The sequence below is a fragment of the Paenibacillus farraposensis genome, assembly GCF_020736845.1.
Classification (GTDB): domain Bacteria; phylum Bacillota; class Bacilli; order Paenibacillales; family Paenibacillaceae; genus Paenibacillus; species Paenibacillus farraposensis.
The window spans coordinates 652-25,876 of sequence record NZ_JAFFQR010000084.1 but is presented as its reverse complement, the minus strand read 5'-3'; the positions used below and the strand labels follow the sequence as shown (position 1 = coordinate 25,876).

General features: G+C 49.2%; 24 protein-coding genes, 3 tRNA genes and 1 pseudogene. All 28 read right to left on the bottom strand.

Going from position 1 to position 25,225, the window contains the following annotated elements; translation table 11 throughout:
- Positions 1 to 77 precede the first annotated feature (77 nt).
- Positions 78 to 1,184, bottom strand: coding sequence for a PdaC/SigV domain-containing protein (locus tag JO375_RS13650; RefSeq protein WP_229524986.1), 1,107 nt, complete (start codon positions 1,182 to 1,184; stop codon positions 78 to 80).
- A 236-nt stretch (positions 1,185 to 1,420) separates the two neighbouring features.
- Entirely contained in the window at positions 1,421 to 2,179 is a 759-nt protein-coding gene (locus JO375_RS13645; protein WP_229524985.1) for an SIMPL domain-containing protein, read from the bottom strand.
- A gap of 206 nt (positions 2,180 to 2,385) precedes the next feature.
- A complete protein-coding gene (locus JO375_RS13640; RefSeq protein WP_007428150.1) occupies positions 2,386 to 2,655 on the bottom strand; it encodes an HPr family phosphocarrier protein in 270 nt (89 codons plus the stop codon).
- A 137-nt stretch (positions 2,656 to 2,792) separates the two neighbouring features.
- Positions 2,793 to 3,737, bottom strand: a complete 945-nt coding sequence (whiA, locus tag JO375_RS13635; protein WP_229524984.1) for a DNA-binding protein WhiA — start codon at positions 3,735 to 3,737, stop codon at positions 2,793 to 2,795.
- Between the two features lie 5 nt (positions 3,738 to 3,742).
- Positions 3,743 to 4,729, bottom strand: a complete 987-nt coding sequence (locus JO375_RS13630) for a gluconeogenesis factor YvcK family protein (protein ID WP_229525095.1) — start codon at positions 4,727 to 4,729, stop codon at positions 3,743 to 3,745.
- Positions 4,730 to 4,741: 12 nt separating this feature from the next.
- The gene (gene rapZ, locus JO375_RS13625; protein ID WP_229524983.1) at positions 4,742 to 5,641 is read right to left on the bottom strand and encodes an RNase adapter RapZ; all 900 of its coding nucleotides are present in this window, start codon (positions 5,639 to 5,641) and stop codon (positions 4,742 to 4,744) included.
- A 65-nt stretch (positions 5,642 to 5,706) separates the two neighbouring features.
- Positions 5,707 to 6,657 (bottom strand): ROK family glucokinase, encoded by a 951-nt coding sequence (locus JO375_RS13620; RefSeq protein ID WP_229524982.1) that lies wholly within the window; start codon positions 6,655 to 6,657, stop codon positions 5,707 to 5,709.
- A gap of 409 nt (positions 6,658 to 7,066) precedes the next feature.
- Entirely contained in the window at positions 7,067 to 8,020 is a 954-nt protein-coding gene (gene trxB, locus JO375_RS13615; RefSeq protein WP_229524981.1) for a thioredoxin-disulfide reductase, read from the bottom strand.
- 39 nt (positions 8,021 to 8,059) lie between these two features.
- Complete coding sequence (locus JO375_RS13610) at positions 8,060 to 9,835, bottom strand: tetratricopeptide repeat protein (RefSeq protein ID WP_229524980.1); 1,776 nt, start codon at positions 9,833 to 9,835, stop codon at positions 8,060 to 8,062.
- A 247-nt stretch (positions 9,836 to 10,082) separates the two neighbouring features.
- Positions 10,083 to 10,907, bottom strand: coding sequence for a histidinol-phosphatase HisJ (hisJ, locus tag JO375_RS13605; RefSeq protein ID WP_229524979.1), 825 nt, complete (start codon positions 10,905 to 10,907; stop codon positions 10,083 to 10,085).
- 80 nt (positions 10,908 to 10,987) lie between these two features.
- Positions 10,988 to 11,728 carry a bifunctional phosphoribosyl-AMP cyclohydrolase/phosphoribosyl-ATP diphosphatase HisIE gene (gene hisIE, locus JO375_RS13600; RefSeq protein ID WP_229524978.1) on the bottom strand — a complete coding sequence of 247 codons (741 nt, stop codon included), beginning with the start codon at positions 11,726 to 11,728 and terminating at the stop codon, positions 10,988 to 10,990.
- A complete protein-coding gene (gene hisF, locus JO375_RS13595) occupies positions 11,725 to 12,483 on the bottom strand; it encodes an imidazole glycerol phosphate synthase subunit HisF (RefSeq protein ID WP_229524977.1) in 759 nt (252 codons plus the stop codon). The genes hisIE and hisF overlap by 4 nt, the downstream gene beginning before the upstream one ends.
- Before the next feature lie 11 nt (positions 12,484 to 12,494).
- On the bottom strand, positions 12,495 to 13,226 hold the full coding sequence (gene hisA, locus JO375_RS13590) for a 1-(5-phosphoribosyl)-5-[(5-phosphoribosylamino)methylideneamino]imidazole-4-carboxamide isomerase (RefSeq protein ID WP_229524976.1): 732 nt from the start codon (positions 13,224 to 13,226) through the stop codon (positions 12,495 to 12,497).
- A 96-nt stretch (positions 13,227 to 13,322) separates the two neighbouring features.
- Entirely contained in the window at positions 13,323 to 13,952 is a 630-nt protein-coding gene (gene hisH / locus JO375_RS13585; RefSeq protein WP_229524975.1) for an imidazole glycerol phosphate synthase subunit HisH, read from the bottom strand.
- A gap of 3 nt (positions 13,953 to 13,955) precedes the next feature.
- Positions 13,956 to 14,564, bottom strand: coding sequence for an imidazoleglycerol-phosphate dehydratase HisB (hisB, locus tag JO375_RS13580; protein WP_229525094.1), 609 nt, complete (start codon positions 14,562 to 14,564; stop codon positions 13,956 to 13,958).
- A complete protein-coding gene (gene hisD, locus JO375_RS13575; protein ID WP_229524974.1) occupies positions 14,554 to 15,861 on the bottom strand; it encodes a histidinol dehydrogenase in 1,308 nt (435 codons plus the stop codon). Before hisD ends, hisB begins: the two co-directional genes overlap by 11 nt.
- A 60-nt stretch (positions 15,862 to 15,921) precedes the next feature.
- The gene (gene hisG / locus JO375_RS13570; RefSeq protein ID WP_229524973.1) at positions 15,922 to 16,566 is read right to left on the bottom strand and encodes an ATP phosphoribosyltransferase; all 645 of its coding nucleotides are present in this window, start codon (positions 16,564 to 16,566) and stop codon (positions 15,922 to 15,924) included.
- Positions 16,567 to 16,568: 2 nt separating this feature from the next.
- Positions 16,569 to 17,768, bottom strand: a complete 1,200-nt coding sequence (locus JO375_RS13565; RefSeq protein ID WP_229524972.1) for an ATP phosphoribosyltransferase regulatory subunit — start codon at positions 17,766 to 17,768, stop codon at positions 16,569 to 16,571.
- Positions 17,769 to 18,033: 265 nt separating this feature from the next.
- Positions 18,034 to 19,185, bottom strand: a complete 1,152-nt coding sequence (locus tag JO375_RS13560; protein ID WP_229524971.1) for an acyltransferase — start codon at positions 19,183 to 19,185, stop codon at positions 18,034 to 18,036.
- A 144-nt stretch (positions 19,186 to 19,329) separates the two neighbouring features.
- Positions 19,330 to 19,827, bottom strand: coding sequence for an acyltransferase (locus tag JO375_RS13555; protein ID WP_229524970.1), 498 nt, complete (start codon positions 19,825 to 19,827; stop codon positions 19,330 to 19,332).
- Positions 19,827 to 20,015, bottom strand: a pseudogene (locus JO375_RS13550) (HAD hydrolase-like protein); the annotation flags it as partial. The gene JO375_RS13555 and the pseudogene JO375_RS13550, both read right to left, overlap by 1 nt.
- Positions 20,012 to 21,067 (bottom strand): prolipoprotein diacylglyceryl transferase, encoded by a 1,056-nt coding sequence (gene lgt / locus JO375_RS13545; protein ID WP_229524969.1) that lies wholly within the window; start codon positions 21,065 to 21,067, stop codon positions 20,012 to 20,014. The pseudogene JO375_RS13550 and the gene lgt, both read right to left, overlap by 4 nt.
- Before the next feature lie 44 nt (positions 21,068 to 21,111).
- On the bottom strand, positions 21,112 to 22,050 hold the full coding sequence (gene hprK / locus JO375_RS13540) for an HPr(Ser) kinase/phosphatase (RefSeq protein WP_229524968.1): 939 nt from the start codon (positions 22,048 to 22,050) through the stop codon (positions 21,112 to 21,114).
- Positions 22,051 to 22,386: 336 nt separating this feature from the next.
- On the bottom strand, positions 22,387 to 23,511 hold the full coding sequence (locus JO375_RS13535) for an ABC transporter ATP-binding protein (protein ID WP_229524967.1): 1,125 nt from the start codon (positions 23,509 to 23,511) through the stop codon (positions 22,387 to 22,389).
- 103 nt (positions 23,512 to 23,614) lie between these two features.
- Positions 23,615 to 24,754: a PucR family transcriptional regulator gene (locus JO375_RS13530; RefSeq protein WP_229524966.1), complete on the bottom strand. Its 1,140-nt coding sequence runs from the start codon at positions 24,752 to 24,754 to the stop codon at positions 23,615 to 23,617.
- Positions 24,755 to 24,903: 149 nt separating this feature from the next.
- Positions 24,904 to 24,976 (bottom strand) — tRNA-Lys (locus JO375_RS13525).
- A gap of 7 nt (positions 24,977 to 24,983) precedes the next feature.
- Positions 24,984 to 25,069 (bottom strand) — tRNA-Tyr (locus JO375_RS13520).
- A 9-nt stretch (positions 25,070 to 25,078) separates the two neighbouring features.
- Positions 25,079 to 25,151: transfer RNA gene (locus JO375_RS13515), tRNA-Phe, on the bottom strand.
- Between the last annotated feature and the right edge of the window lie 74 nt (positions 25,152 to 25,225).

The window sequence follows — 25,225 nt, the reverse complement described above, 5'->3', positions numbered from 1 at the left end:
AGAAATGTACTTCTGAATAGCTGGTAAATGAAAAAGCTGCCCCGGATGCTCGTATCCGGTAGGCAGCTTTTTTGGTACTATTCATTTTGTCCTGCAAAAGGCTTTCCGCCCTGAGGCAGCAGTTGAGCAAACGAGTAGGTGAACTCCGGAATTCCATACGCGTATGGCGCATAATCATACAAACTAAACACGATTGTTATTCCACTGTTGGTCACATAAAAGTCCTGATCTGCCGCCAGCTCTTTAAATTTACCGAAAGCTTCGCCAGACTGAAGCGCATCAATTTTCTTCTTCAAATCAGCATTGAGGAACTTTTTGTAGTTCGGATTTGCCTTCAATACATCAGATAATTGCAGCAGTTTACCATCAGCGAGCGAGAACGTATATCCTTTACGTACCGCCATACCGTGTGCGCCGCCTGTATACGAGTAATCCTGCATAATCACACTCAAAATACCATCCTTGTTATAGGCAACCGCAAAATCATTCCCAAACTCATACGGTCTTTCTGTTGTAGCCTCTCCCTCAGCCATCATCTTTTTGCCTGCTACCAATACTCTGTCTGCTTGCTTTTTAAGCACACTGTTAATGGCCTGTTGAGCCTCAGGATTCAGCTGGCTGCCGCTGATTTGCGGGTACTTAATCTTGTAGGACACCTTCGCATTACTCGAAGCGGAAAGTGATTGGGACGCAATTGTGATTGGATTTAGCTGGCTTTTACTCAACGTTACTGTTTTTTGGGCTGCATTCCACTGGGCATCGATACCCAGATAGTCTTTCAACAGACCCATAGGAATGTATAGCTTCCCGGCAATCTGTTTGGCGTCCATGTTGCGCGTGCCGATTCCGTTCACATTGACATAGGTATCCGAGAAAGAAGAAATGATGTAAAGCTTGTTGTACCCGCTGCCTACGGTATATGTCGCTGTTTTGGCATCATAGCTCACCGGAATTCCCAGACTGTCGCGCAGTGCTGCTACTGGAATCAGTGTGCTTCCGTTTACCTGAACTCCTTTGGTCGCCAAGGTTTTGCCGTCCCATTGAATGGAGATTCCCGGTTGCTGTGGCGTAGCTTGCTGTTTGGTCAATGCTGCCTCAATATAAGAAACGGGAATAACTGCGGTTCCTACTAAAATTCCTGCTGCCAGGAGAGCGGAGCCCCATTTTTTCGCATGCTTGTTCATCGTAAGTATTCCTCCTGTTGCAGATCGGTATTATCTATGTGTTTTGATTACCTTCTTATTATATCTGTACCCAATTATATGTAGTTTACAATCTGTACACCCTCCGATTTCAATTTATACACCTAATACCCCTTGGCTATGACAGACTCATTACAAAATGGTTGCGATATGTAAAAAAGCCGGCAAGCAACCTGCACATGATGCAAGACGCTTGTGGCTTCGTTAAAAGGTCTGTATTAGTTCATTTCGTATTGAGCCGACACCTGAACCTTCACCGTCACTTGGCCCGACTGAATCTCTGTCCCACTCCCTAAATCCAGCATCGATTTTGCTATCGCATTCTCACGTTGTGTAAAAATCTGAGCCTCTCCGCCATCCACCGTCACATTCACAAGCGGCCCTAATCCGCGTTTGGCTGCCTTAGCTACAGCACTGGCTTTAGATTGAGCGTTGCCAAGCGCCTTGCCAATAGCCTCTTCTTCATACACGGAAGGATTTTCTACTGAAAATTGTACATTATCCACATTGTTCGCACCGGAATTTGTAGCTTCATCCAGCAGCTGGCCGATTTTGTCCAAATCGCGGTATTTCACGGAAAGTGTATGGTTCGCGATATAGCCCTTGAGCTTTTGTCCTTCTTTTTCGTTATAGATATAGTTAGGCTGCACGTAGAACTGGCTAGTCTGAAAGTCGTCTGCGCTAATGCTCCACTTTTCTTTCAGCAATTGCGTAACTTTGCTTATTTTCGCAGCATTAGCTTTTTGGGCAGCCGCTGCTGTATTTCCCTCTGATTGCACACCGATCGAAAGATAAGCAATATCGGGCTTAATGAGTACTTCTCCGCTTCCACTTACATTGATCACGCTGTTTACCGTTGCGGCTGTGGACGCGGCATATGCGCGATCTGCACCGGTCCACAATCCTCCCGCTACTCCCCCTGCTAATAATGCTCCTGCCAGTACTGCTGTGCTTGTTATTTTTGTCCAGTGTCTCATTGTATCCAACCTCTTCCTGTGAAAATGTTTGTATATTCCAGACGGAAAAGATGAAAAAAGGTTGCAGTCCAGTACTCACTTTTTTTAATACGAGACGAGATATAAATGATATGTAGCTTGGTAGATCAAATGTCCTATTCATGAAACTAAGGGATTTAGACCTTTTTGTGGATATAAAAAAAGCCCCTGAGGGCTTTTTATAAAGCTTACTGATTTTCTAGCTCTACCTTGCTAACCAGACTTACTAAAGCGTTTACAGCCTGTTCAGCGTCCGCACCTTCAGCACTAATATAAATTTCAGTACCTGTACTGATGGCAAGACTCATAATGCCCATGATGCTCTTGGCATTAACCTTTTTGTCTTCCTTTTCTACAAAAATTTCAGATGAATATTTATTCGCTTCCTGTACGAACAACGCAGCAGGTCTGGCATGCAGTCCTGTTTTCAGACGTACAACTACCGGATGTTTTGACATGTCAGCTTACCCCCTCATCAAATAAATCTGGACACTACTTAGTCCATTTTATTTATCACATTATAACATTAACCCGGGACAGACACTAGAAAAAAAACTAATTAAAGCGGCTAAAACCCCAATAGATATCCTTTATCTTACGAAATAAGCCCTTTTTCTCCCCTGATTTTGTCTGCCATCTCATCAATCTTGCGAAGACGGTGGTTCACACCTGATTTACTGACAACCCCTTTGAGCATTTCTCCGACTTCCTTCAAGTTCAGATCAGGATGGGCGAGACGGATTTCTGCCACTTCACGCAGCTTGTCCGGCAAAGTCTCCAGACCAACTTCCCTCTCCAGCAGCTTGATGTTCTCAATTTGCCGGACGGCAGCTCCGATCGTCTTGTTCAGATTGGCTGTTTCACAATTGACAATGCGGTTTACGGAATTGCGCATATCGCGCATAATACGTACATCCTCGAATTTGAACAAGGCTTGATGCGCGCCAATGATGCTGAGCAGCTCAATGATTTTCTCGCCTTCCTTGATGTAAAAAATAAAGCCTTTTTTTCGCTCAATACAGCGGGCATTCAGATGAAACTCATTCGCCAATTCTACCAAAGCCTGACAATGTTCCTCATACATCGAGGAAATTTCAAGGTGATAGGACGATCCCTCCGGATTGTTCACAGAGCCGCCAGCCATAAAGGCACCTCGCAGATAGGCCCGCTTACAACAGTTTTTCCGAATGATCTTCTGATTAATCCCGTCCGTAAACAAGAAACCCTCTGATACAATATACAGTTCCTTTAACAGCTCTTGAACACCACTTGGAACACGGACAATGTACACATTATTTTTTTTCAAGCGCATTTTTTTCCGTACAAGCAGTTCGATGTGAAGCTGAAAATGCTTTTTGATCAAGGAGTAAATCCGCCTTGCAATCGCGGCATTTTCTGTGGAAACGTCCAATATCACCTTTTTATTCGACAGTTGTACGGATCCGAGCATACGTATAAGTGCAGAAAGCTCCGCTTTTTCACAGCAGAGCTGGCTTTCAATCATCGTAAGCTCTTTTTTTGTTTGTGCCGCAAAGGACAAGGGACTCACCTCCTTCTTAATATCCAGTTTTGTACCAATTGGTAAATGTGCTGGCTCAGTTTGTCGGCATCATGACGTAAATACGTTCGAAACAGAACCAACGTATCTGCTACCACTTTATATCCCCGGTCATTCAGTTCGCCCATGTCTACTTGAACAGGCTTGGCCCCCTGCTCGGCATACATTTCCTGCACTTGGGGCGGGATTTCCCCGTTGTTTACAATGACATAGTCGAAGAGCTGGTGGCCTACATGCTCGAAAATAGCCTGCAGATGATCTCCCACCGTATAGCCATCGGTTTCACCCGGCTGGGTCATGACATTGCAGACAAAAATTTTGATCGCGTCTGATTTCACTACAGCCTCTGCGAGCTTCGGTACGAGCAGATTGGGTAAGATACTGGTGTACAAACTACCGGGGCCAATGAGAATGGCATCGGCTTCATTAATGGCCTCTACGGCCTCAGGCAACGGTTCCACGTGAGTCGGTTCAAGAAAAACACGTTTGATTCGCTGACCTGCTTCCGGAATCTTGGACTCTCCGGTAATCACCGTACCGTCCTCCATCTCGGCATTCAGCACAACGCCCTCTCCGGCTGCCGGTAGTACACTTCCCCGGACAGCAAATACACGGCTAAGCTCACGCACCGCCGTTACAAAATCCCCTGATATATCGGTCATCGCTGCTAAGATCAGATTGCCCAAACTATGGCCCGACAAACCTGACCCTGCACCAAATCGGTATTTTAGCATATCTGACATCACTGGTTCCACGTCAGCCAAGGCAGTCAGCACATTGCGAATATCCCCTGGAGGGGGCATCTGCAGCTCACTGCGCAATATCCCGGAGCTCCCGCCATCGTCAGCAACTGTAACAATAGCCGTAATTTCAAGCGGCTTTTGCTTCAAGCCCCGCAGCATGACAGACAAGCCGGTTCCCCCGCCCATAACAACAATACGCGGGCGCTCCCGTTGTGATCCGGTCAATTTCATCATTTCACCTCATTAATGCCGGTCCCGATCAGCATCCCGATGCGAAACAGAAACGGATTCTGTCTCGCTGGCACCCAGCATTTTTCCTAGATATTCCGATATCGCAACAGAACGATGCTTACCGCCGGTACAGCCAATACCGATGATCACCTGGCTCTTGCCTTCTTTGCGGTATTGCGGAATCAAAAAATGTAACATATCCAGCAGCTTGGTCAGAAAAGCCTGCGTCTCAGGCCATTTCATAACATAATCGTATACATCGCTGTCCTGCCCCGTGTTGGGACGAAGATGATCCACATAATGAGGATTAGGCAAGAATCGCACATCGAATACAAGATCGGCATCAATGGGAATACCATACTTAAAGCCAAAAGAAGTAATATTCACGGACAGCATACTGCTCTCCAGATGCGAAAATCTCGAAATGATACGAGCCTTTAAGGTTGCGGGCTTCATCGCGCTTGTATCAATAACCTCAGAAGCTGAGCTTCTCAGTTCCTTCAGCATTTTACGCTCCAGGCGGATTCCGTCCAAAGGCATACCGTCTGGAGCAAGCGGATGACGTCGACGGCTTTCCTTGTACCGTTGCACAAGAACACTGTCATTGGCATTCAAGAATAGAATTTCACAATGAATCGTGAAGTGATCTTTAACATAATTTAATGATTCCGATAAAGCAGTAAAAAATTCTCGTCCGCGCAAATCTATTACGAGTGCCACTTTACCTATTTTTCCGTTAGACTGCTCGATCAGCTCGGCAAATTTGGGAATCAGCACAGGGGGTAAATTGTCAACGCAGAAGAAGCCCAAATCTTCCAGGCTCTGCACCGCAATGGTCTTTCCTGCACCTGACATCCCCGTAATAATAATGAGTGTTGCCCATGGCGCAGCATTTTTTAGGTTGTCGGTCATATGGACTCCCCTCTCCTTTGCTTCTTCGCTCTATGCCAGCACATGTATTATCAGTACCCTGTAGATCAGGAACGCAGCAGCAAGCCCGCAGCCCCTATGATCCCCGCGTCGTTCTCCAGCAGTGCCGGGACAATGGATACTCCTTGCTGAAGCGGCTCAGGTGCCAGCTTAGCGTATACGCGACTCATTTCTTCAAACAAGAAATCGCCTGCTTTGGAAACACCGCCGCCTACAATAAACAACTCCGGATTGAGCACCGTCGCCACAGCTGCCATCGATTTCCCCAAATAAAAAGCAGCCCGGTTTACGATACGCAATGCGACTTCATCACCAGCTTTGGCAGCATCAAATACTTCTTTAGCAGCAATCTGATCCTCCAGTGCCAGAGAGGTCCGGTCACCACGCTCTACAGCATCTTTTGCCATACGAATAATGCCTGTTGCGGAAGATACCGTCTCCAGACAACCCATTTTACCGCATCCGCACTGGATGGCCTCCAGATCAGGCACTACACTCATATGTCCAATTTCTCCGGCCATACCCGAGAAGCCTTGATATATTTTACCATTAATTATAATTCCGCCGCCAACACCTGTGCCCAGGGTATAGCATACGCAGTTTTCTACGCCTTTGCCTGCTCCGGCCCATACTTCACCAAGTGCGGCAACGTTAGCATCATTGTCTATCTTTACCGGCTTGCCGATCCGTTCCTCCAAAATCGCACGAATCGGTACGTCACGAAAGCCAATATTGGGTGCGAGGACAATAACACCTTCACGAACATTCGTAAACCCCGCAACACCCGCACCGACGCCCTTTAGTTGATCCCATTCATAGGGAGATTGCTCAACAATGTGACGCACATATTTTTCAATATTGCTGATTACAACATCTACGCCCTTATCGGTTTCGGTTGGTCCCTCGTAAGTGTGCAAAAGCTGTCCGTTTTCATTACAAATGCCTACTTTAATCGCTGTACCGCCCAAATCGACACCCACATAGATCCTTTCAGACATGTTTCAAGCCACCTTTATGTTTACTTAAAAACCTTGTATGAAACATATAAAGTAAAATCATGACTTCATTATTGTGATCCTACGTTCCAACTATAATTGAAGCCCTCGTTACGGTCAAGGACACTTGCTTATCGAAAAATGAACGATTAGCGGAACTTTCGGCCTTGTTTCCTATAAGAAAAACGTGTATCGATGTACGACGTACTTTCACGGGAGCCAAAACGTGCTTAACGGAAGTTTCCCTTCGATTATAGAATAGTTCAGCTCCGCTGAAATTTATAAATTCTATCATCTTAAAAAGGAGAAAGCCTGTGCAAGCGCAGCAGGCTTTCTCTTCCCGGTCATCAGATAAAGCTTATAGCAGGGTTGCCTCCCCCACCTATTTCCGTATTGTAGCTATAAGCTGTCTTTATTGATCCAGTGTTTCGCTCCAGTCATGAACAGAACTGCCTTCAAGATACTTCTCGCAGTCCATAGCCGCCATGCAGCCCGTACCCGCCGCCGTAATAGCCTGGCGGTAACGATTATCCTGCACGTCCCCGCACGCAAACACTCCAGGGATGTTCGTTTCTGTCGTACCTGGCTTCACTTGAATATAGCCGTGATCGTCTGTATGAATTTGACCGTTCAGGAAGCTTGTGTTGGGTGTATGTCCGATAGCTACGAACACACCATCCGCCTCAATCAGCTCATCTTGATTGGCTTCATTGTTGTGTACCTTCAAGCCCTTTAATCCGTTTTCTCCGGTTACGATCTCTAGCGGAGTCCTGTTTAAGGCCCACTGCACTTTTTCATTTTCGCGGGCGCGGTCCTGCATAATTTTAGATGCCCGCAGCTCATCACGACGATGAACCAAGGTTACGCTGGAAGCAAACCGGGTCAAGAAGCTCGCTTCCTCCATAGCCGAGTCGCCGCCGCCGACCACAATGATCTTTTTCCCGCGGAAAAAGAAGCCATCGCACGTTGCGCACGTGCTCACCCCGCGGCCGACATTATCCTGCTCACCCGGAATACCAAGGTATCTGGCAGACGCGCCTGTAGCAATAATAACCGACTCCGCCTCAATGATGCCCTTACCCTCTACCTTCACTTTAAAAGGGCGCTTGCTGAAATCCACTTCTTCTACCCAGCCAGCAGTAAATTCAGCGCCAAAGCGTTCGGCCTGCTTGCGCATGTTATCCATCAATTCAGGCCCAAGGATACCTTGCTCAAAACCCGGGAAATTCTCAATTTCGGTCGTAGTGGTAAGCTGACCGCCGGGCTGCATTCCCTCAATGACCAGCGGATTCATGTTCGCACGCGCCAAATAAATAGCGGCTGTGTAGCCTGCAGGACCTGTACCAATAATTATGGATTTATACATACGTTTGTTGCCTCCTTTAAGTGATGTTTGAAGCAGGCCTCAGACCTGCTTTTTAAACGTGGAGAGCGGCTGCTTGAGCTTCTGTTTGATACCACACACGCTGTCAATCTGGCGTGCGTAGCGGCTTACGGTCGATACGGAGATACCGTAACGGTCGGCTACTTCCCGATAGGTGACTGAATGATGATGCATTTTGGCTGTCAAATATTCGAGCGCCGCTGCCCATCCCTCAGTATGCTGAACCATCGGGACTTCCGGTGCAAGCCGGTCCAGATACTCCTGCCAAAGCGATCTCAAATCGTGCTGCATGGCCGGATCTGACTGTCTGCTCATGACGGTCAGCACCTTATCGAGCACTGCCTGCCATTGCGGATCGACCTGAGGCGCAGACACATTCCCTTCGGTTGCGTGGCAAACATCTTCATCCTCCGACTGCTTAAGCTGTTCTGCTTGCGAATGCGAATCCTGCACATCCTGCTCCTGTTCGATCAGCTCATTCAATACCTGCAAGGCACAGCGCTTTAGCTCATCCTCCTGATCCGGGTCAGCTATGAAGGACTCCAGTGCCTGGCGCACCTCGTCATCACCGATCAGGCTCAGCGCCTGAATGACCTGAAGCTGTGTTGCCCGATCCCCGTGACGCAAAGCCCAGAAGAAGGAGGACCGTATAAGCGGGTCCTTCTTCATGCTATCCGGCACTTGTTCTGAGCCGAATTTCTCCCAGATGCGGAATTGCTCCTCAAAGGGGAGATGATAATGATAGCTGAGCACTTGCAGCGGTGTACCCTGCTGTTGGAGCTCCTCCAATCGGGACAGGAAAAAGCGCGGAACTTCCGAGGAGGCATCCTGCTTTTGCAAATGACTCCACAACCGGCGAGCCTCGGCATATCTTCCCGTATTGCTCGCAGCTACTGCCGTGTAATGGTACAACGAAGCGTCAGCACTGTTCTCTCCGGCGCCATGAAGCAACCTGCGGAAATGTCTGTACGCCTCTTCATGGCGTCCGAGAATCCCCATGGTGGTCGCCAGCTTGAACACCTGCTCCTCCTGAAACGGTATGGTGATCGCCAAGGTTTGGACCAGGCGATCCAATTCCGGGCCGCCCCCCTCGTGCTGATAAAAGATGGCCAGGTTGCAGAGCGCGTGCAAGTTGCCCGGCTCATCCTCCAGCACTCGAAGAATGGTAGTTTTGGCATTTTGGAACAATCCCATGTAGTAATACGCCAGCGCCAGATTATTCCGCGCGGCAAACATATCGGGCTGTTCCTCCGAAATTTGCTTGAGCAATTGGGCTGCCTGGGCGAATTTCCCTTCCTCCAGCAGGACGCGGGCCTGATCATGCTCGACCACTCCCTGCCGGGCCTTAATACGGTTCAGCTTGGTTGGACGGTTCAGCTCGTAGTAGAGCAGCTCCATCATTTCCTCGGCTTCATCAAGAAACTGCCCTTCTTCGTCCTCCTCCAGGTACGTGACTAGGGCCTTCTCCGCTTCTTCAAATTGCTCCATATTAGCGTAATTATTCGCCATATAGAAATAACACTCTGTCATCGACGGGTCTACGTCGGTCAGAACAGAGGACAGGATCTCATTGGAACCTGCATAATCCCCCATTTCTGATAATATACCCGCCATATTGCAATGATTCACCGGATTATCCGGTTCATATTCAACGGCTTTACGAAAATATTTCAATGCCTTGTCATAATGATTGCGATCAAGCGAGCGCACAGCTTTCTCAAAAAAGAAAGATGCGTCGAAACGCAAAGCAATAATTTTAGGGTCAAGTTCCGAAGCTCGCAGATGTTTCCCTTTCATAAATAACCAAGGCACCTCCTTTAATTGTAGCTGACATGTTCATACCCTTCAGTATACCACAACTTCAAAAGGACTTGACAGTCGTTCCCACCTCATTCCAAAAAAGAGTTAGAGGTTTGTTTTAGGGTAGATACGCACCGATAGACGCGCATGAAAACAGACGCCAAATAGCCGAGCGCATGTTCCTCTTAAAAGGCAGCGTTCGGCTAGTTGCCGATTTATATATGGAGAGCCAATAAACCAGAAATTAAAGTATCAGCGGCACCAATGAGCGCTCGCGCTGCTGAAATACGGCAAGCTCCCGGTAGCCGACCTCATATAGAAGAGCGCGCGCCTTCTCCAAATGCTCGGACAGCTTCGCCGGATCATGGGCATCCGAGCCTACGGTCAGCGGGATGCCTAGTGAAAAGGCCGTCTCCAGCATGCGACGGCTCGGGAACATCTCCGCACAGGGCTTGGATAGCCCTGATGCGTTCAGCTCCATCGCCCGGCCGCTGCGGGCGACGGCTGAGAGTGCGGAGCGCTCCAGTGCGTGCAGCTCCTCCTCTTCCTCCGGCTTCGGATGATGGCCGAAGCGCTTAATAACATCCAAATGACCCATGATGTCATAGAAGCCGGTAGCTGCCGCCTTGGAAACCGCATCGTAATACATGCGGTATACCGCGAGCACATTTTTGCCTTCCCATTGGTGTACCTGACGGAAATCCGTCACATCCCATTCACCTAGGAAGTGGACGGAACCGATCACATAATCCCACGGATAGGCGGTGATGATATCTTCGATTTCTCGTTCCCAACCCTCAATGTAGTCGCCTTCCAGGCCAACACGAATATCAATTTGGCCTTTATAGCGTTCCTTCAGTTCCAAACACTCTTCTACATATCGGGGCAGTTCCTTCATAGGCATGGCCATCTCTGGATAATAGTCGGCTGGTTTTACATGCAGCAGCGGCATGTGATCCGATAGGCCGAGCTGATCCAGTCCCAGCCGAATCCCCTGCTGTACATACTCTTCGAGGCTTCCTGCTGCATGACCACACCGGGCATGATGGGTATGATAGTCAATTTTCACGCGGTCCTTGCCCCTTTCTGCTCAGGTTTCTCGATAGACGTGGCATACACAGAGCCAAGCTTCTGTTTCACGGGACTATTTTAATCGCGACGGGGGCGCTCATGACGACGATTCAGCTCAGCCAGCACATCATCCAGCGGCAGCTTGCGCTCCTGCAGCAGCACCAGCAAGTGGTATATCAAATCACTGACCTCCAGACGCAGTTCCTCGTTATCTTTATTTTTGGCGGCAATGATCGTCTCGGATGCTTCTTCGCCGACCTTTTTCAGGATTTTGTCCACACCTTTATCAAAAAGATAGGTCGTGTAGGCTCCTTCAGGGCGTGTCGCTTCGCGCTCTTCAATGATCGCCTCCAGCTGGGCAAGCACCTCAAAACGGTTTGCTGCAGCATTGACTGTTCCGTGCATGTCAGCCGCCTGCGCCTGGCCTGCCGTATTTTCGGCAACAGGCACAACAGCCGTTTCCGGTGCGGAAATAGTACGGTTAAAGCAGCTTGTAGCTCCGGTGTGACAGGCAGGACCGTTCGGAATAACACGTACAAGCAAAGCATCGCCGTCACAGTCCTGCTGAATGGAGGTGATTTTTTGTGTATTCCCGGAGGTAGCTCCCTTATGCCACAGCTCCTGTCTGGAACGGGACCAGAACCAGGTCTCTCCCGACACCAGAGACAGCTTAAGCGACTCGCGATTCATGTAAGCCAGCGTCAGTACCTGAAGCGTGGCATCATCCTGCACAATGGCTGAAATGAGTCCCGCTTCATTCCAGCGAATATGATCCAGTATCTCCTCCAGAGATTGCTGCTGATTTAATTGATTGCTCATCGTATCTCCACCCCTCTGCGCTTCAAATCCCGTTTGAGCTCAGGAATTCCTATTTCTTTATAATGAAAAATGGTGGCCGCTAATCCGGCATCCGCCTTGCCTGCCGTAAATACATCATAAAAATGCTCCTGCTTGCCAGCTCCTCCAGAAGCAATGACCGGAATCCCCACTGCATCAGACACCGCTGCTGTAAGCGGCAGGTCAAACCCATCCTTGGTTCCGTCCGCATCCATGCTGGTCAGCAGAATTTCTCCGGCCCCCAGTTGTTCTGCTTCCTTCGCCCAAGCCAGGGCGCGAATACCGGATGCCGTACGGCCTCCGTGCGTATATACTTCCCACTCGCCCCACGCCTCATTGTACTTGGCATCAATCGCAACAACGATGCATTGTGAGCCAAAGCTGCGCGCCCCCTCCGCAATCAGCTGAGGGTTGCGGACAGCCGCCGTATTTACGCCAATTTTATCGGCTCCAGCACGCAGAATCCGTTTCATATCATCAACATGGGATATCCCGCCTCCCACCGTGAACGGAATGGCAATCTCCCCGGCTGTTTGACGAACGACCGTTTCCATGGTGGCACGGCCTTCAACCGAAGCGGAAATATCCAGAAATACGATCTCGTCCGCCCCTTCCCGGTCATACAGCGCCGCCAGTTCCACCGGGTCGCCCGCGTCGCGCAAGTTTACAAAATTGACGCCCTTAACCACCCTGCCATCCTTTACATCCAGACAGGGAATAATACGTTTAGCCAGCATGCCTACTCCCCCTATGCCCTTGCTACAGCTTGTACGGCTGCCTGTAGATCAATGCTCCCTGTGTACAATGCTTTCCCCACGATGGCACCACCTACACCTTCTTGTGCATACGAGCTTAGCGTAATCAAGTCTTCCATCTGGCTGACACCTCCGGAAGCAATTACGGTGCGTCTGCTGCTTTTCGCAAGCGCAACAATCGCCTCCACATTCGGGCCCTGCATCATTCCATCACGCGAAATATCGGTAAAAATGAACGTCTCCGCTCCCTTGGCGGCCAGCTCAGCGGCCAGTTCATCCGCTCGCACCCCCGAGGTTTCGAGCCACCCTCGTGTAGCCACGTAGCCATTTCGCGCATCCAGCCCAATGGCGATCCGATCACCGTAAGCAGCCAGCACCGCTTCCGTAAAGGCACAATCCTCAATCGCCGCCGTGCCCAAAATCACGCGGCTCACGCCTAGCGACAACAGTCGCTCTACATGCTCGCGTGTACGCAATCCGCCCCCTACCTGTACAGGCACCTGCACAGCAGAGGCGATGCGCCCAATCAGCTCATCGTTCACGGGTTGGCCTGCTTTTGCCCCGTCCAGATCAACCAGATGAATATAGGAGCCGCCCAGACGCTCCCATTCCCGCGCCACCTCCACCGGATTTTCGTTGTATACCGTTTCCCGGTTATAATCGCCCTGCACCAACCGTACACATTTGCCATCGCGGATATCAATCGCCGGATATATCGTGAACAAAGTATGACCCCCTTGTGAGCTACTCATTATTTATATGCATTCACATCAATCAGCGCCCGAAGCCAGCCTTACCCCATCCCGCAGACTTACGGGCAGTTACGCGCGCGTTGCCGTCTCCGCCAGCTCCAAAAACTGACGAAGCAAACGCCTTCCCATCTCCCCGCTCTTCTCGGGATGGAACTGCATGCCATATACATGGCCTCTGCCAACGATTGCCGTTACGGGTCCGCCATAGTCGGTCACCGCCAGCAGATCGCTTTCAACCTCCGGCTTCGCATAATAGGAGTGTACGAAATATACGTGACCTTCCTCCAGTCCTTGGAGCAGCGGATGCTCCGGCTGTGTCATGTGCAGGCGATTCCAGCCCATATGCGGCACCTTGACTCCCCTTTCGGGAGCAAAACGAACGACCTCGCCCGGTAAAATATTCAGTCCTTCATGACTGCCGTATTCTTCACTGCGAGTGAACAGCAGCTGCATACCCAAGCAAACGCCAAGCAGCGGCTGTCCAGCACTGGCCACCTCCTGAATCACCCGGTCCAAGCCGCTCAAACGCAAATGCTCCATAGCGTCTCCAAATGCCCCTACGCCCGGTAAAATCACACCGCTGGAGGAACGAATCACCCGGGCATCTCCAGTTACTACAGCCTCATAGCCTAGACGCTCAATGGCCTTGCTCACACTATGCAGATTGCCTCTGCCGTAATCCACAATGGCTATGGACATGGACTATAGCACTCCCTTCGTTGAGGGCACTCCCGTCACCCGCGGATCAATAGAGGTCGCCTCATCCAGTGCACGTCCCAGTGCTTTGAACACCGCCTCAATCATATGGTGGGTATTTTGTCCGTAGTGGACGATGACGTGCAGCGTCATACGAGCCTCTAACGTAAATTTCCACAGGAATTCATGCACCAGTTCCGTCGAAAAGCTCCCTACCTGCTGTGACGGATATTCTGCACGATATTCGAAATGAGGGCGGTTGCTGAGATCAATGATGACCTGCGCGAGCGCCTCATCCATCGGTACAAAGACGCTGGCATAACGCTTGATCCCTTTTTTATCACCCAGTGCTTCCAACAAAGTTTGCCCCAGACAGATGCCAATGTCCTCCACGGTATGGTGGTCGTCGATGTCAACATCTCCTCTGGCGTGCACATTCAGATCAAAATGTCCGTGCTTGGTGAACAAATCCAGCATGTGATTTAAAAATGGAACATCTGTTTCAATCTCGGCCTGCCCTGTCCCGTCTACCGCAAAAGACAGCTGAATATCCGTTTCGTTCGTCTTCCGGCTGACGCTGCCAGCGCGTTCAGCTCCGTTGTTCTCATTCCCCATCGCGATCCACCGCCTTTTTCTCATGATCCAATCGAACCTGTATCGCCCGAGCGTGGCCTTCCAGCCCTTCATGCCGGGCCAGCTGCATAATCGTCTCTCCATTGCGCAGCAGCGCTTCCTTGCTGTAATAGATCATGCTCGATTTCTTAATAAAATCATCAATATCGACCGGCGAAGAGAACCGCGCGGTTCCATTCGTCGGAATAATGTGGTTAGGCCCGGCAAAATAATCGCCTACCGGCTCCGAGCTGTACGCTCCCAGGAAAATAGCCCCCGCATTTTCAATCAGCCCTACATGCTCCATCGGCTGCTCAGTCATAATCTCCAGATGTTCCGGTGCAAGCCGATTCACAATGCGAATCCCCTCTTCCAAAGTATCGACAACAATGATGGCTCCGTAGGACTCTACCGATGCAGAAGCAATATCCCTGCGCGGCAGGACAGCCAATTGGCGCTGTACCTCGGCTGACACCTCTTTGGCCAAGTGCTGCGAGGGCGTAACCAGAATGGCTGAAGCCATTTCGTCGTGCTCTGCCTGTGAGAGTAGATCCGCAGCAACATAGGCCGCATCTGCCGTATGGTCAGCCAGCACGACAATTTCACTCGGCCCGGCAATACTGTCGATATCCACGGCGCCGTATACCTCACGCTTGGCTAGCGCTACATAAATGTTACCGGGACCGCAAATTTTATCGACTGGCTCAATGCTAGGTGTTCCGTAAGCAAGGGCGGCAATGGCCTGCGCTCCGCCCACCCGGTATATCTCCGTCACACCAGCCTCTGCCGCAGCGACCAGTGTATATGGATCAATTCCCGTCTTGCCGCCTGTTGCTGGAGGTGTCACCATAACAATCTCCGGCACACCAGCAACCTGGGCGGGAATAACATTCATCAGCACCGAGGATGGATAGGCTGCTTTACCGCCCGGAACGTACACACCTACACGCTTCAACGGTCGAATAATCTGACCGAGCAGGCTGCCGTCCGGCTGTAAATCCATCCACGAGTTCCGTTTTTGCCTCATGTGAAAAGCACGGATATTGTCCGCTGCCGCTCGAATCGCGTGTACAAAAGAAGGCTCCACCTTGTCATATGCTGACTTCAATTCCTCCTCCGTCACACGAAGCTGCTCTGCCGCCAGCGATACACCATCAAATGATTCCGTATAGCGCAGGACAGCCGCATCTCCCTCCTGCCGTACCGAGTCAATAATGGCACGAACAGACTCATTTTGCTCTGGCGTACCGTAATCCACTTCGCGCTCGAGACTAAAATCACGGGCTGATACGATCTTCATTTATCCATTCCCCCTTACTTGAGCTTGCTTGCAGAATGCTCCCTAACCGTCACCGTTCCCCTATTCCTCTGGTGTCACCGCAGCGGGAATCACCTGATGCAATCGGTCACACAACGCCTGGATCGAGCCGTTTTTCATCCGATAGCTCACCCGGTTGGCAATCAGACGACTGGTAATATCCAGAATGCTGACTTGCTCGACCAATCCGTTCTCCCGCAAGGTCTGTCCGGTTTCCACCATATCCACGATCCGGTCTGCCAGGCCGATTAACGGCGCCAACTCGATGGAACCGTTCAGCTTAATAACCTCTACCTGCTTGCCTTGTTCCCGAAAATACTGGGAAGCCACGTTCGGATATTTGGTAGCGACCCGCTGGCGAATACCCGGCTGCCAATCTGGCAGAGCAATCACCGACATCCGGCAGCGGGCGATTCCCAGATCGAGCAGTTCATACACATCCTTGTTCTCTTCCAGCAATACATCCTTGCCCACAATGCCAATGTCCGCTGCCCCATACTCTACATACGTAGGCACATCGACCGGCTTCGCCATGATGAACTCCATTCCCAGCTCAGGCAATGGAATGACCAGCTTGCGCGTATCGTCCACATCCAGCGGAATCGGGACTCCTGCCCGGCGAAACAGCTCGGAAGCCTGTTTATAAATCCGTCCCTTCGGCATGGCGACCTTCAATGTTTCCGTCATGGTCATTCCTCCCCTGGTATCGGTTGTCTTTTGGCGGCTGTATAGCTGTATACCTCCGCATACAAGTCCTGCTGCTTGCTCCGGTGATCCTCTGGTCCACCCGCCAAGCCTGTAACCACCATCCGACCGGCTGTGCGAAGCAGCGCCGCAGCCGATAGCGCCTCCTGGCGTCCCTGCTCGTCATATCGAATAAATACAGGACGCTTCATTTCAATCTCAATCCCGTCGACACCATCGACGATCCGGTTCGTCTTCAGCGCAAATCCCGTCGCAGGTACGGAGCGGCCAAATTGCTGAAGCAAATTGTCATAGCGGCCGCCATTACATACGGGAAAACCGATTTCGGCCGCGTAACCCTCAAAAGTCATGCCTGTATAATATGAAAAATCCCCGATCATCGTAAGATCAATTAGCACATGCTCTGATACGCCGTAAGCCTCCAGCACTTCCCACACCTCGCACAAGTGCGCAATAGATTGAATGGTCTGCTGCTCCACGCTAAGACGGGTAGCCTGTTCGCAGATTTCTTTTCCACCGTGCAGTCGAAGAATTGCCTCCAGCTTATCCCGATGCTCGGAAGCCAAGCCCAAAGCCCCGATCGCTGTTCGATAGCCCACTACATCACGACTTAGCAGCAGCTCCTTGAGCGCTTCCTGTTCAGACTGGCGACCCGGAATGATTTCCTCGAACAGCCCGTTCAGGAATCCCACATGTCCCATGGCAATTTTAAAAGAAGTGACCCCTGACGCCTGCAACGATGCGATCGCCAATGCTACAACTTCTGCATCAGCCTCTGGTGAGTCATCCCCTACCAGCTCCACCCCGGTCTGAAAAAACTCGGCTTCTCTGCCCACCTCTTCCTCAATCGCCCGAAATACGTTGGCATGATAGGAAAGGCGCAGCGGGACTTCCTCTTCCTTCAGCAGCGACGATACCACACGTGCAATTGGCGCGGTCATGTCGGACCGCAGCACCAGCGTGGTGCCCCGGTTGTTGAGCAGCTTAAACAGCTTCTGATCCGAAGTGGAGCTGGCCACACCTACCGTATCGTAGTATTCCATCGTAGGCGTCATAATCTGGCGGTAGCCCCAGCGTTCCATACATTCGAGCACATTCAATTCAATCGCCCGCAGCTTCGACACTGCTCGTGGGAGGTAATCCCGAACACCTGAAGGAATTTCAAATCCTTTTGGCTTAGACATCTCTATCACCTCATGATTTTCACGTATCTTTATCATGGTAACGTGCTAACAAACTAAAGTATATTCGATATATTATCACGGCCTGCTTGTCAACGTCAACCAGTTGAGACAGCCCATTTTTAGAGCCTTGCAAAGGCTGCACTGCTCCTCTCTATATTGTAATCATTGCCGATTTCATGAATCCTATAATAAAAAACATCTATCGACGTACTCTACAATCTAAAAAAAAGACTGTCAGCCTCTCAGCCAACAGTCTATATCCAATTTAGCTACTCACCTGTTCACCTTTGCTTCGGGAAGGCAGGCTCGGAATCGTGCCCAATCCCACCCAGGAAAACGGTAAATACCGAAAGCATAACGTCACAATTAGCCATGAGCCAAACAGTGCCAACAACCATCCGCCAGCAACAGAGAAAATGTATTCTATCGGCGTTCCATGCAAATCCAGCTTGCGGTACACTCGCAACAATGCCGGATGAAGCAAATAAATACCAAAAGAACATGCCCCCATCCAGCTAATCATTGCTCGAAGCCTGACATTTGCATAACGATAGAATACAACCGAGAGCTGGAACAGCACCAGCGCAGATACGAGGGCATGAGCATTGCGAAGCAGTTCGTAGACCAGCGAATCAGCATAGATCGCTTTACGATATGCTACGAACCAGATCTGTACATAAGCCAGACCTACTACGAGCCATACGACCCACAAAGCACACCAACTGATCAACTGTCCGCGGCCGATTGACGTCCCCGATGGCGGAAAAAGCCATTTCTTAAACTCCTCATACCCAATCGCTGCAGCAGCACCCAGAGCAAAGTAACTGATATATGTAATCGCAAGACTTCCTCTTTCCAATGTCCAGACATATTTATTCAGTAATACAAACCCCCATTGAATAACCAACCCTGCTGTCAAAATAACAAAGGCTGCCCTCCGCGGGCTCGATATCCACTGTCGTAGACGCTGTACTCCCCACAGCAGCAGCGGAAAAACCAAATAAAATTGAATAATGAGGATCACATAATACAAATGCGTGTAAGCCTTTCCTGTGAACAGCACAAGGGGAAGATCACTGAGCGGCATCAGCCCGCGTGCCACCAAGGTCAAATAATAGAGAAGTGAGAATATAACATAGGGCAACACAATAAACATCAGTCTTTTCCGAAAAAACTCAATCATATGCTTGCCCCGAAGCGGCCTATCCACGTAATTGTAAAGTAAAACAAACCCGCTCACAAAAATAAACACAGGTACCGCGAAGCTGCTAAACACATTTAAAAACAAAAAAGGGTAAAATAATAGCGAATGCCGCGCATCAATCAAAGCCATTGAAGTCGAATGAATGGTAATCACAGCTGCGATTAATATTCCCCGATAAATATCAAGCTCTGGTATACGTTCCTTTTTGACCAAATTAACACGCTCCCATATCATTTTACGAATATATGTTTATTTTCTATTTTTACGCATAACCAACATCCATTTCCCTACTTATTATACAAAAAACAATTCAAAAAGGCCCCCTAATTCATAAGGGACCTTTCTTGATGTGCTATTTTAGGATTCATCTCCACCGAGCCGTCTTAAATCCCGCAATGGATTACCGCCCACAAATGCTCCGGCAGGTACGTCTTTATGGACCACCGCTCCGGCGGCTACGATAGCTCCGTCACCGATGGTGACACCTGGCAAAATGGTCGTGTTCGCGCCAATCAGCACGTCATTCCCAATCATCACTTTACCGATTCGATACTCCTGTATAAGGTATTCATGGGCCAGTATGGTCGTGTTATATCCGATGACCGAATTGTTTCCGATCGCAATATGTTCTGGAAAAAAGACATCGACCATGACCATCAGGCCGAAGGCTGAATGCTGCCCCACCTTCATACCCAGCATTTTGCGGTAAATGGCATTTTTCAGAGAGAGCACGGGACAATATCGGGCAATCTGGATAAAAATAAAATTTTTGACGCCTTTCCAGGGACTCACCGTCCGATAAATCTGCCACAACGCGTTAGGCCCTTCCACGGGATAGCGTTTGACCTTCCTCACGATACATCCGTTAAACCCGAAAACGTACGGAGCTGATCTTCGAGCGTTCTACCCATATGGGGAATAATATGCTCCCGAGTTAACGGCTCAGCCTCCGGAGGGTTCAAAATGTGCAGGAACGTGCTGATAATCAACTCATTCGTATCTATGATGGTGCCATCCAAATCAAACAAAATTGTATTTATCATAGATGCTCCTTCTTATCCTCGTCCGTATCTTCCTTGGGAAGCTTATCCGTTGTAGTAGCAGGAGGAACCATATCTTGTTCCGGGCGGAATACTTGCTCTGGCGTCACGTCAGGTACCTGATCAATCCCCGCCTTACTGGAGACAATCGGGTCGCTATATCTCGGAACCGATGAACCTTTCCGGCGACGAACTATGATGAAAATCACCGCGACTACAATGATGAAAATAGCAAGCAGCTGTGAAATCCGTACGTTCCCGTAATTCGGGTCCAAGTACCCTGGCTCAAAGCCCATCCACACCATAGGGGACCACAGAGCATCCAGAAAGGAAGCCATCCAGTCCGGTCCCTGGAAAGCCAAGCTGTCTGTCCGTACCCGCTCGATGAAAAAGCGACCGATGGAGTACCAAATAAAGTAAAACGCAAACAATTCGCCCGCACGTACAAATTTCAGCCGTCGAATCACCAGCAGCAAAATGACGCCGACGATACTCCACAGCGATTCATACAGGAACGTAGGATGGTGAAACACTCCGTTAACATTCATCTGGTTTACAATGAAGTCCGGCAGATGCAGTTGATTACGTAAAAAGGTTTCCTCTGTCGGCCCACCGTAGGCTTCCTGATTGACAAAGTTGCCCCAGCGTCCAATCGCTTGGCCAATCAATAGACCCGGCGCGCAAATATCAGCAATACGCCAGAAGTTATATCCTTTATATCGGAAATAAATGACTGCACATATAATCGCGCCGATTAATGCGCCGTAGATCGCAATACCGCCATTCCAGATTTTAAAAACATCCCATAGATTATCCCGGTAGTCTTCCCATTTGAAGGCCACATAATAAATACGCGCTCCAATAATAGCCGATGGGACCCCCAGCAACAGCATATCCATAAAAAAATCCTGCGGAATACCGAATCTTTTTCCTTCACGGATGGCGAGATATAAACCCACAAGTGCCGCCAATCCCAAAATAAGTCCATACCAGTGGACCTTAATTGCCCCGATTGAAAAGGCAATCGGATTCAGCAGTAATGTTGCCGTTGACATATGTTTCTATCACTCCTTGTTCTTCCTTGCAGATGACTTCAATCTTAATCCATGTCTTCCATGTCTTCAGAAATCGTAGCCGTCAGCTTGTTCGTAAATTGTAGGGCAGCGTTAACGCCCATTTGCTTCAAACGATAGTTCATCGCTGCCACCTCGATAATCACAGCCAAATTCCGACCCGGCCGAACCGGAATCGTAACGAGTGGAACCTCAGTATCAATAATACGCGTCGTTTCTTCATCCAAGCCAAGACGGTCATATTGCTTGTCCTGCTGCCATGCTTCCAGACGAACGACCAGCGTAATCCGCTTGTTATTACGAACAGCACCTGCGCCGAACAGCGTCATCACATTAATGATACCGACGCCTCGAATTTCCAGCAGGTGACGAATCAACTCAGGTGCCGTACCATGCAGTTGAAAATCAGACGTTTGCCGAATTTCTACCGCATCATCCGCTACCAGCCGGTGACCACGCTTAACCAATTCCAGCGCCGTTTCACTTTTACCGATACCGCTACTGCCTGTGATCAGCATGCCTACGCCGTACACGTCACATAGTACACCATGAATAGTCGCCGTAGGAGCCAGCTTTCTTTCGAGAAACCCCGTAATACGGCTTGATAAAATCGTCGTGGCTATATTGGTCCGCAGTACAGGCACGTCTCGCTCAGCGCTCGCCTTCACTAATTCAGCCGGTACTTCCAGGCCACGAGTGATAATAATACATGGAGTCAGCTCTGTACACAGACGTTCCATCCGATCCTGTCTCTCTTCAGGAGGAAGCATTCCCAGAAAAGCCAGCTCAGATCTTCCCAAAAGCTGCACCCGCTCCTGTGTATGGTATTCAAAATATCCTGCCATCTCCAAACCCGGACGATTCAAATCGTCCACGGTAATCACTCTGCGCAGACCCTTTTCGCCGGAAATGACCTCCATTTGAAACTGCTGTACAAGTTCCGCTACCTTTACCTGTTTAGCCATCGTATTCTCCCCTTCATCTGCAAAACCGGATTGTATAGTTATTTGATTTATATATCTTTATCCTGTTAATCAAAGCCCGGGCGCCAGTCTGTTCTACACCAGCTCAAGCCTCACTGTATTCCACATGATTCCAGATGCCTTTGTTCCGACAGTTGGATAGATCACACCCTATTACTCCAGCTACAAAGTTTGCCTGAATCCAGACCTGTGACATTGTACTCATCGTATCGGAATTTTCCAACGAATGCAATGCCGAAGCCAGTAGCTATGGGATACACACAAAAAAAGCCGCCGTTTCCCGGTTGGGAGAACGACGACTCTTTCTACAGGCTGGTCTTATTCACCAACCAAAATGCTCAATTCCGATTCTTTATCGAAAATATGAACTTTGTTCATATCGATAGCCAGTTTCGCTTTGACGCCATCACGAGTATTGGAGCGTCCGTCTACACGGGCAATAATCGTATCATTTCCGGCACCACTCAGGTACAACAGCATTTCGTGACCGAGATTTTCCGTTACGTCCACAGTGGATGTAAAGATGGTATTCGGAGAAGCCTCCAAGAATACAGGCTCTTCATGAATGTCCTCAGGACGGATTCCCAGGATCACTTCTTTGCCGATATAACCCTTCGCTTTTAAAATCTGTCCTTTACCTTCAGGCACAAACAGTTCCAGACCTGGTGCAGTGAAATGCAACTCACCTTCTTTTTCAACCAGCTTGCCTGAGATAAAGTTCATTGTAGGAGAACCGATAAAACCAGCTACGAACAGATTAACCGGGCGGTTGTACAGTTCATCCGGGGATGCAGCTTGTTGAATAATGCCCTCTTTCATAACCACGATCCGATCACCCATTGTCATCGCTTCGACCTGGTCATGGGTTACATAGATAACGGTCGTTTCCAGACGCTTGGCCAGCTTCGTAATTTCCGCACGCATCTGACCGCGCAGCTTGGCATCTAAGTTGGACAGCGGTTCATCCATCAAAAAGACTTGCGGATCACGAACAATCGCACGTCCCAAAGCAACACGCTGACGCTGACCGCCTGATAGCGCTTTTGGCTTGCGATCCAGCAGATGCTCTATATCGAGAATTTTAGCCGCTTCACGCACGCGTTTATCAATTTCTTCCTTCTTCACCTTACGGAGCTTCAGACCAAAAGCCATGTTCTGGTACACGTTCATGTGCGGATACAAGGCATAGGATTGGAATACCATCGCGATATCGCGATCCTTTGGAGCCACGTCATTCACAACACGATCTCCAATGTACAATTTACCGTCCGAGATTTCCTCCAGACCAGCGATCATACGAAGTGTTGTAGATTTACCACAACCGGAAGGACCAACCAATACGAGAAACTCCTTATCTTGAATGTCCAAATTGACATCAACAACCGTAGCTTTATCTGCACCCGGATATTTCTTGAAAATATGCTCTAAACGTACGCCAGCCATAGCTTTTGCCTCCCCAAGGTCAAGTTTTGAAATCGAATACATTATCTACTTGTATCTTACCCTGGTCCCCAAAGCAAGGCTATTCGCAAACTGCACAAAAATGCTATTTCCTTTTTGTCACTTTGTACAATAGTAGATAAAGCTTAATCAAAACCGCATCATTAAACGTCCGCGCATCCAGACCTGTCTCCTGTTTAATTTTATCCAGACGGTAAATCAGCGTATTCCGGTGAACATACAGACGCTTAGCTGTCTCACTCACATTACAGTCCAGTTGGAAAAATATATCTAAAGTGGCCACCGTTTCGGGATCTTCCAATAGGGCAGACGACTTCAGGAATTGCTCTAAAAATAGCGTTCGCTGCTCCTTTGGAATACGGTTTAACAGCCTTTCCAAATGAAGCTCCCATGAAAAGTGAATGTGCTCTGTTACATGAAAAATCCCCCCAAGGTGAAGCGTCTCCCATAGCATATTCAGCTTTTCGGGAAGATTTCGTGAAGGTATAAAAGGCTGGGATACCGCCAAATGGAATACCCCCACCCATTCATTCGCGATAAGCTCGTATAAACCCAAACTAAAAGCCGTAAGAATCTCCTCCAGCGATTCCGTGAAATCGGGCTCCTTGGTTTCCGTGTCTTTATCCCGTTCATCGTCTGCTCCTAATAGGAGCTCCTTTTTAGCCATAACCAACCACGACTGCTTGTCGAGTGGAACAAGCAGCACCTCTCCGCCACAATAACTGGCCAGCAATCGGTGTAGCTGTGGGAAGGCAATCCCCTCCTGTGTTCCCTCACCATTCAGTAAAATCGGAACCATACACGCCGAGAGTGAATCACCAAGCTGCAATTCGTCAGGAACCTCTTCTTCATTGTGCAGATTGGCAGCCTGCAGCATGAGCCATTGTCCAAAACGATTCATCCGCTCTTCCTCGCTGTAAATTGGATTCGTCGACATTGGTGCTCCGCTCTGCCAAATTTGCTCCATGTTCCCCAGCAGTGCTTCTACCAGCTTTCGTTCCCGATCATTCAAATGTCTGGCCTCTACTACAAAGGCAGCCAATTCACCTACCGCTGCACGAAACGGGAAATACAACTTGGTATCACGTATAAAAGATCTATCCGGCATAACGGTGTCGGCGGTTTGGCCATCTGCCATCATTTCCGGACACCATGGCACAATGGTAAAAGGCGCTTGAATAATATTCTGAAGCTGCTGCTGAATGCATTTTGTATCCAAAGTCACGCGATCACCACTTCACTTTTTTTATAATATATACAAAGCGAACATAATGAACTCATTATAACCTGCTGATACCGTAAAATAAAAAAGTTATTAAAAACATAATCCGGATCATACAAAAAAGTCATCAACCTATAGTTGATGACTTTCGATGAGCCATGAAGGACTCGAACCTTCGACACCCTGATTAAAAGTCAGGTGCTCTACCAACTGAGCTAATGGCTCATAAAACTGGTGGAGGATGATGGATTCGAACCACCGAACCCGTAAGGGAGCAGATTTACAGTCTGATGCGTTTGGCCACTTCGCTAATCCTCCATATAAAGGTGGCTCGGGACGGAATCGAACCGCCGACACGAGGATTTTCAGTCCTCTGCTCTACCGACTGAGCTACCGAGCCATAACCATTAACAAAAAAATAAAGTGCGGAGGGATTCCCCTTCCCACTTTAGTACGGCTAAATTATAAAATTGA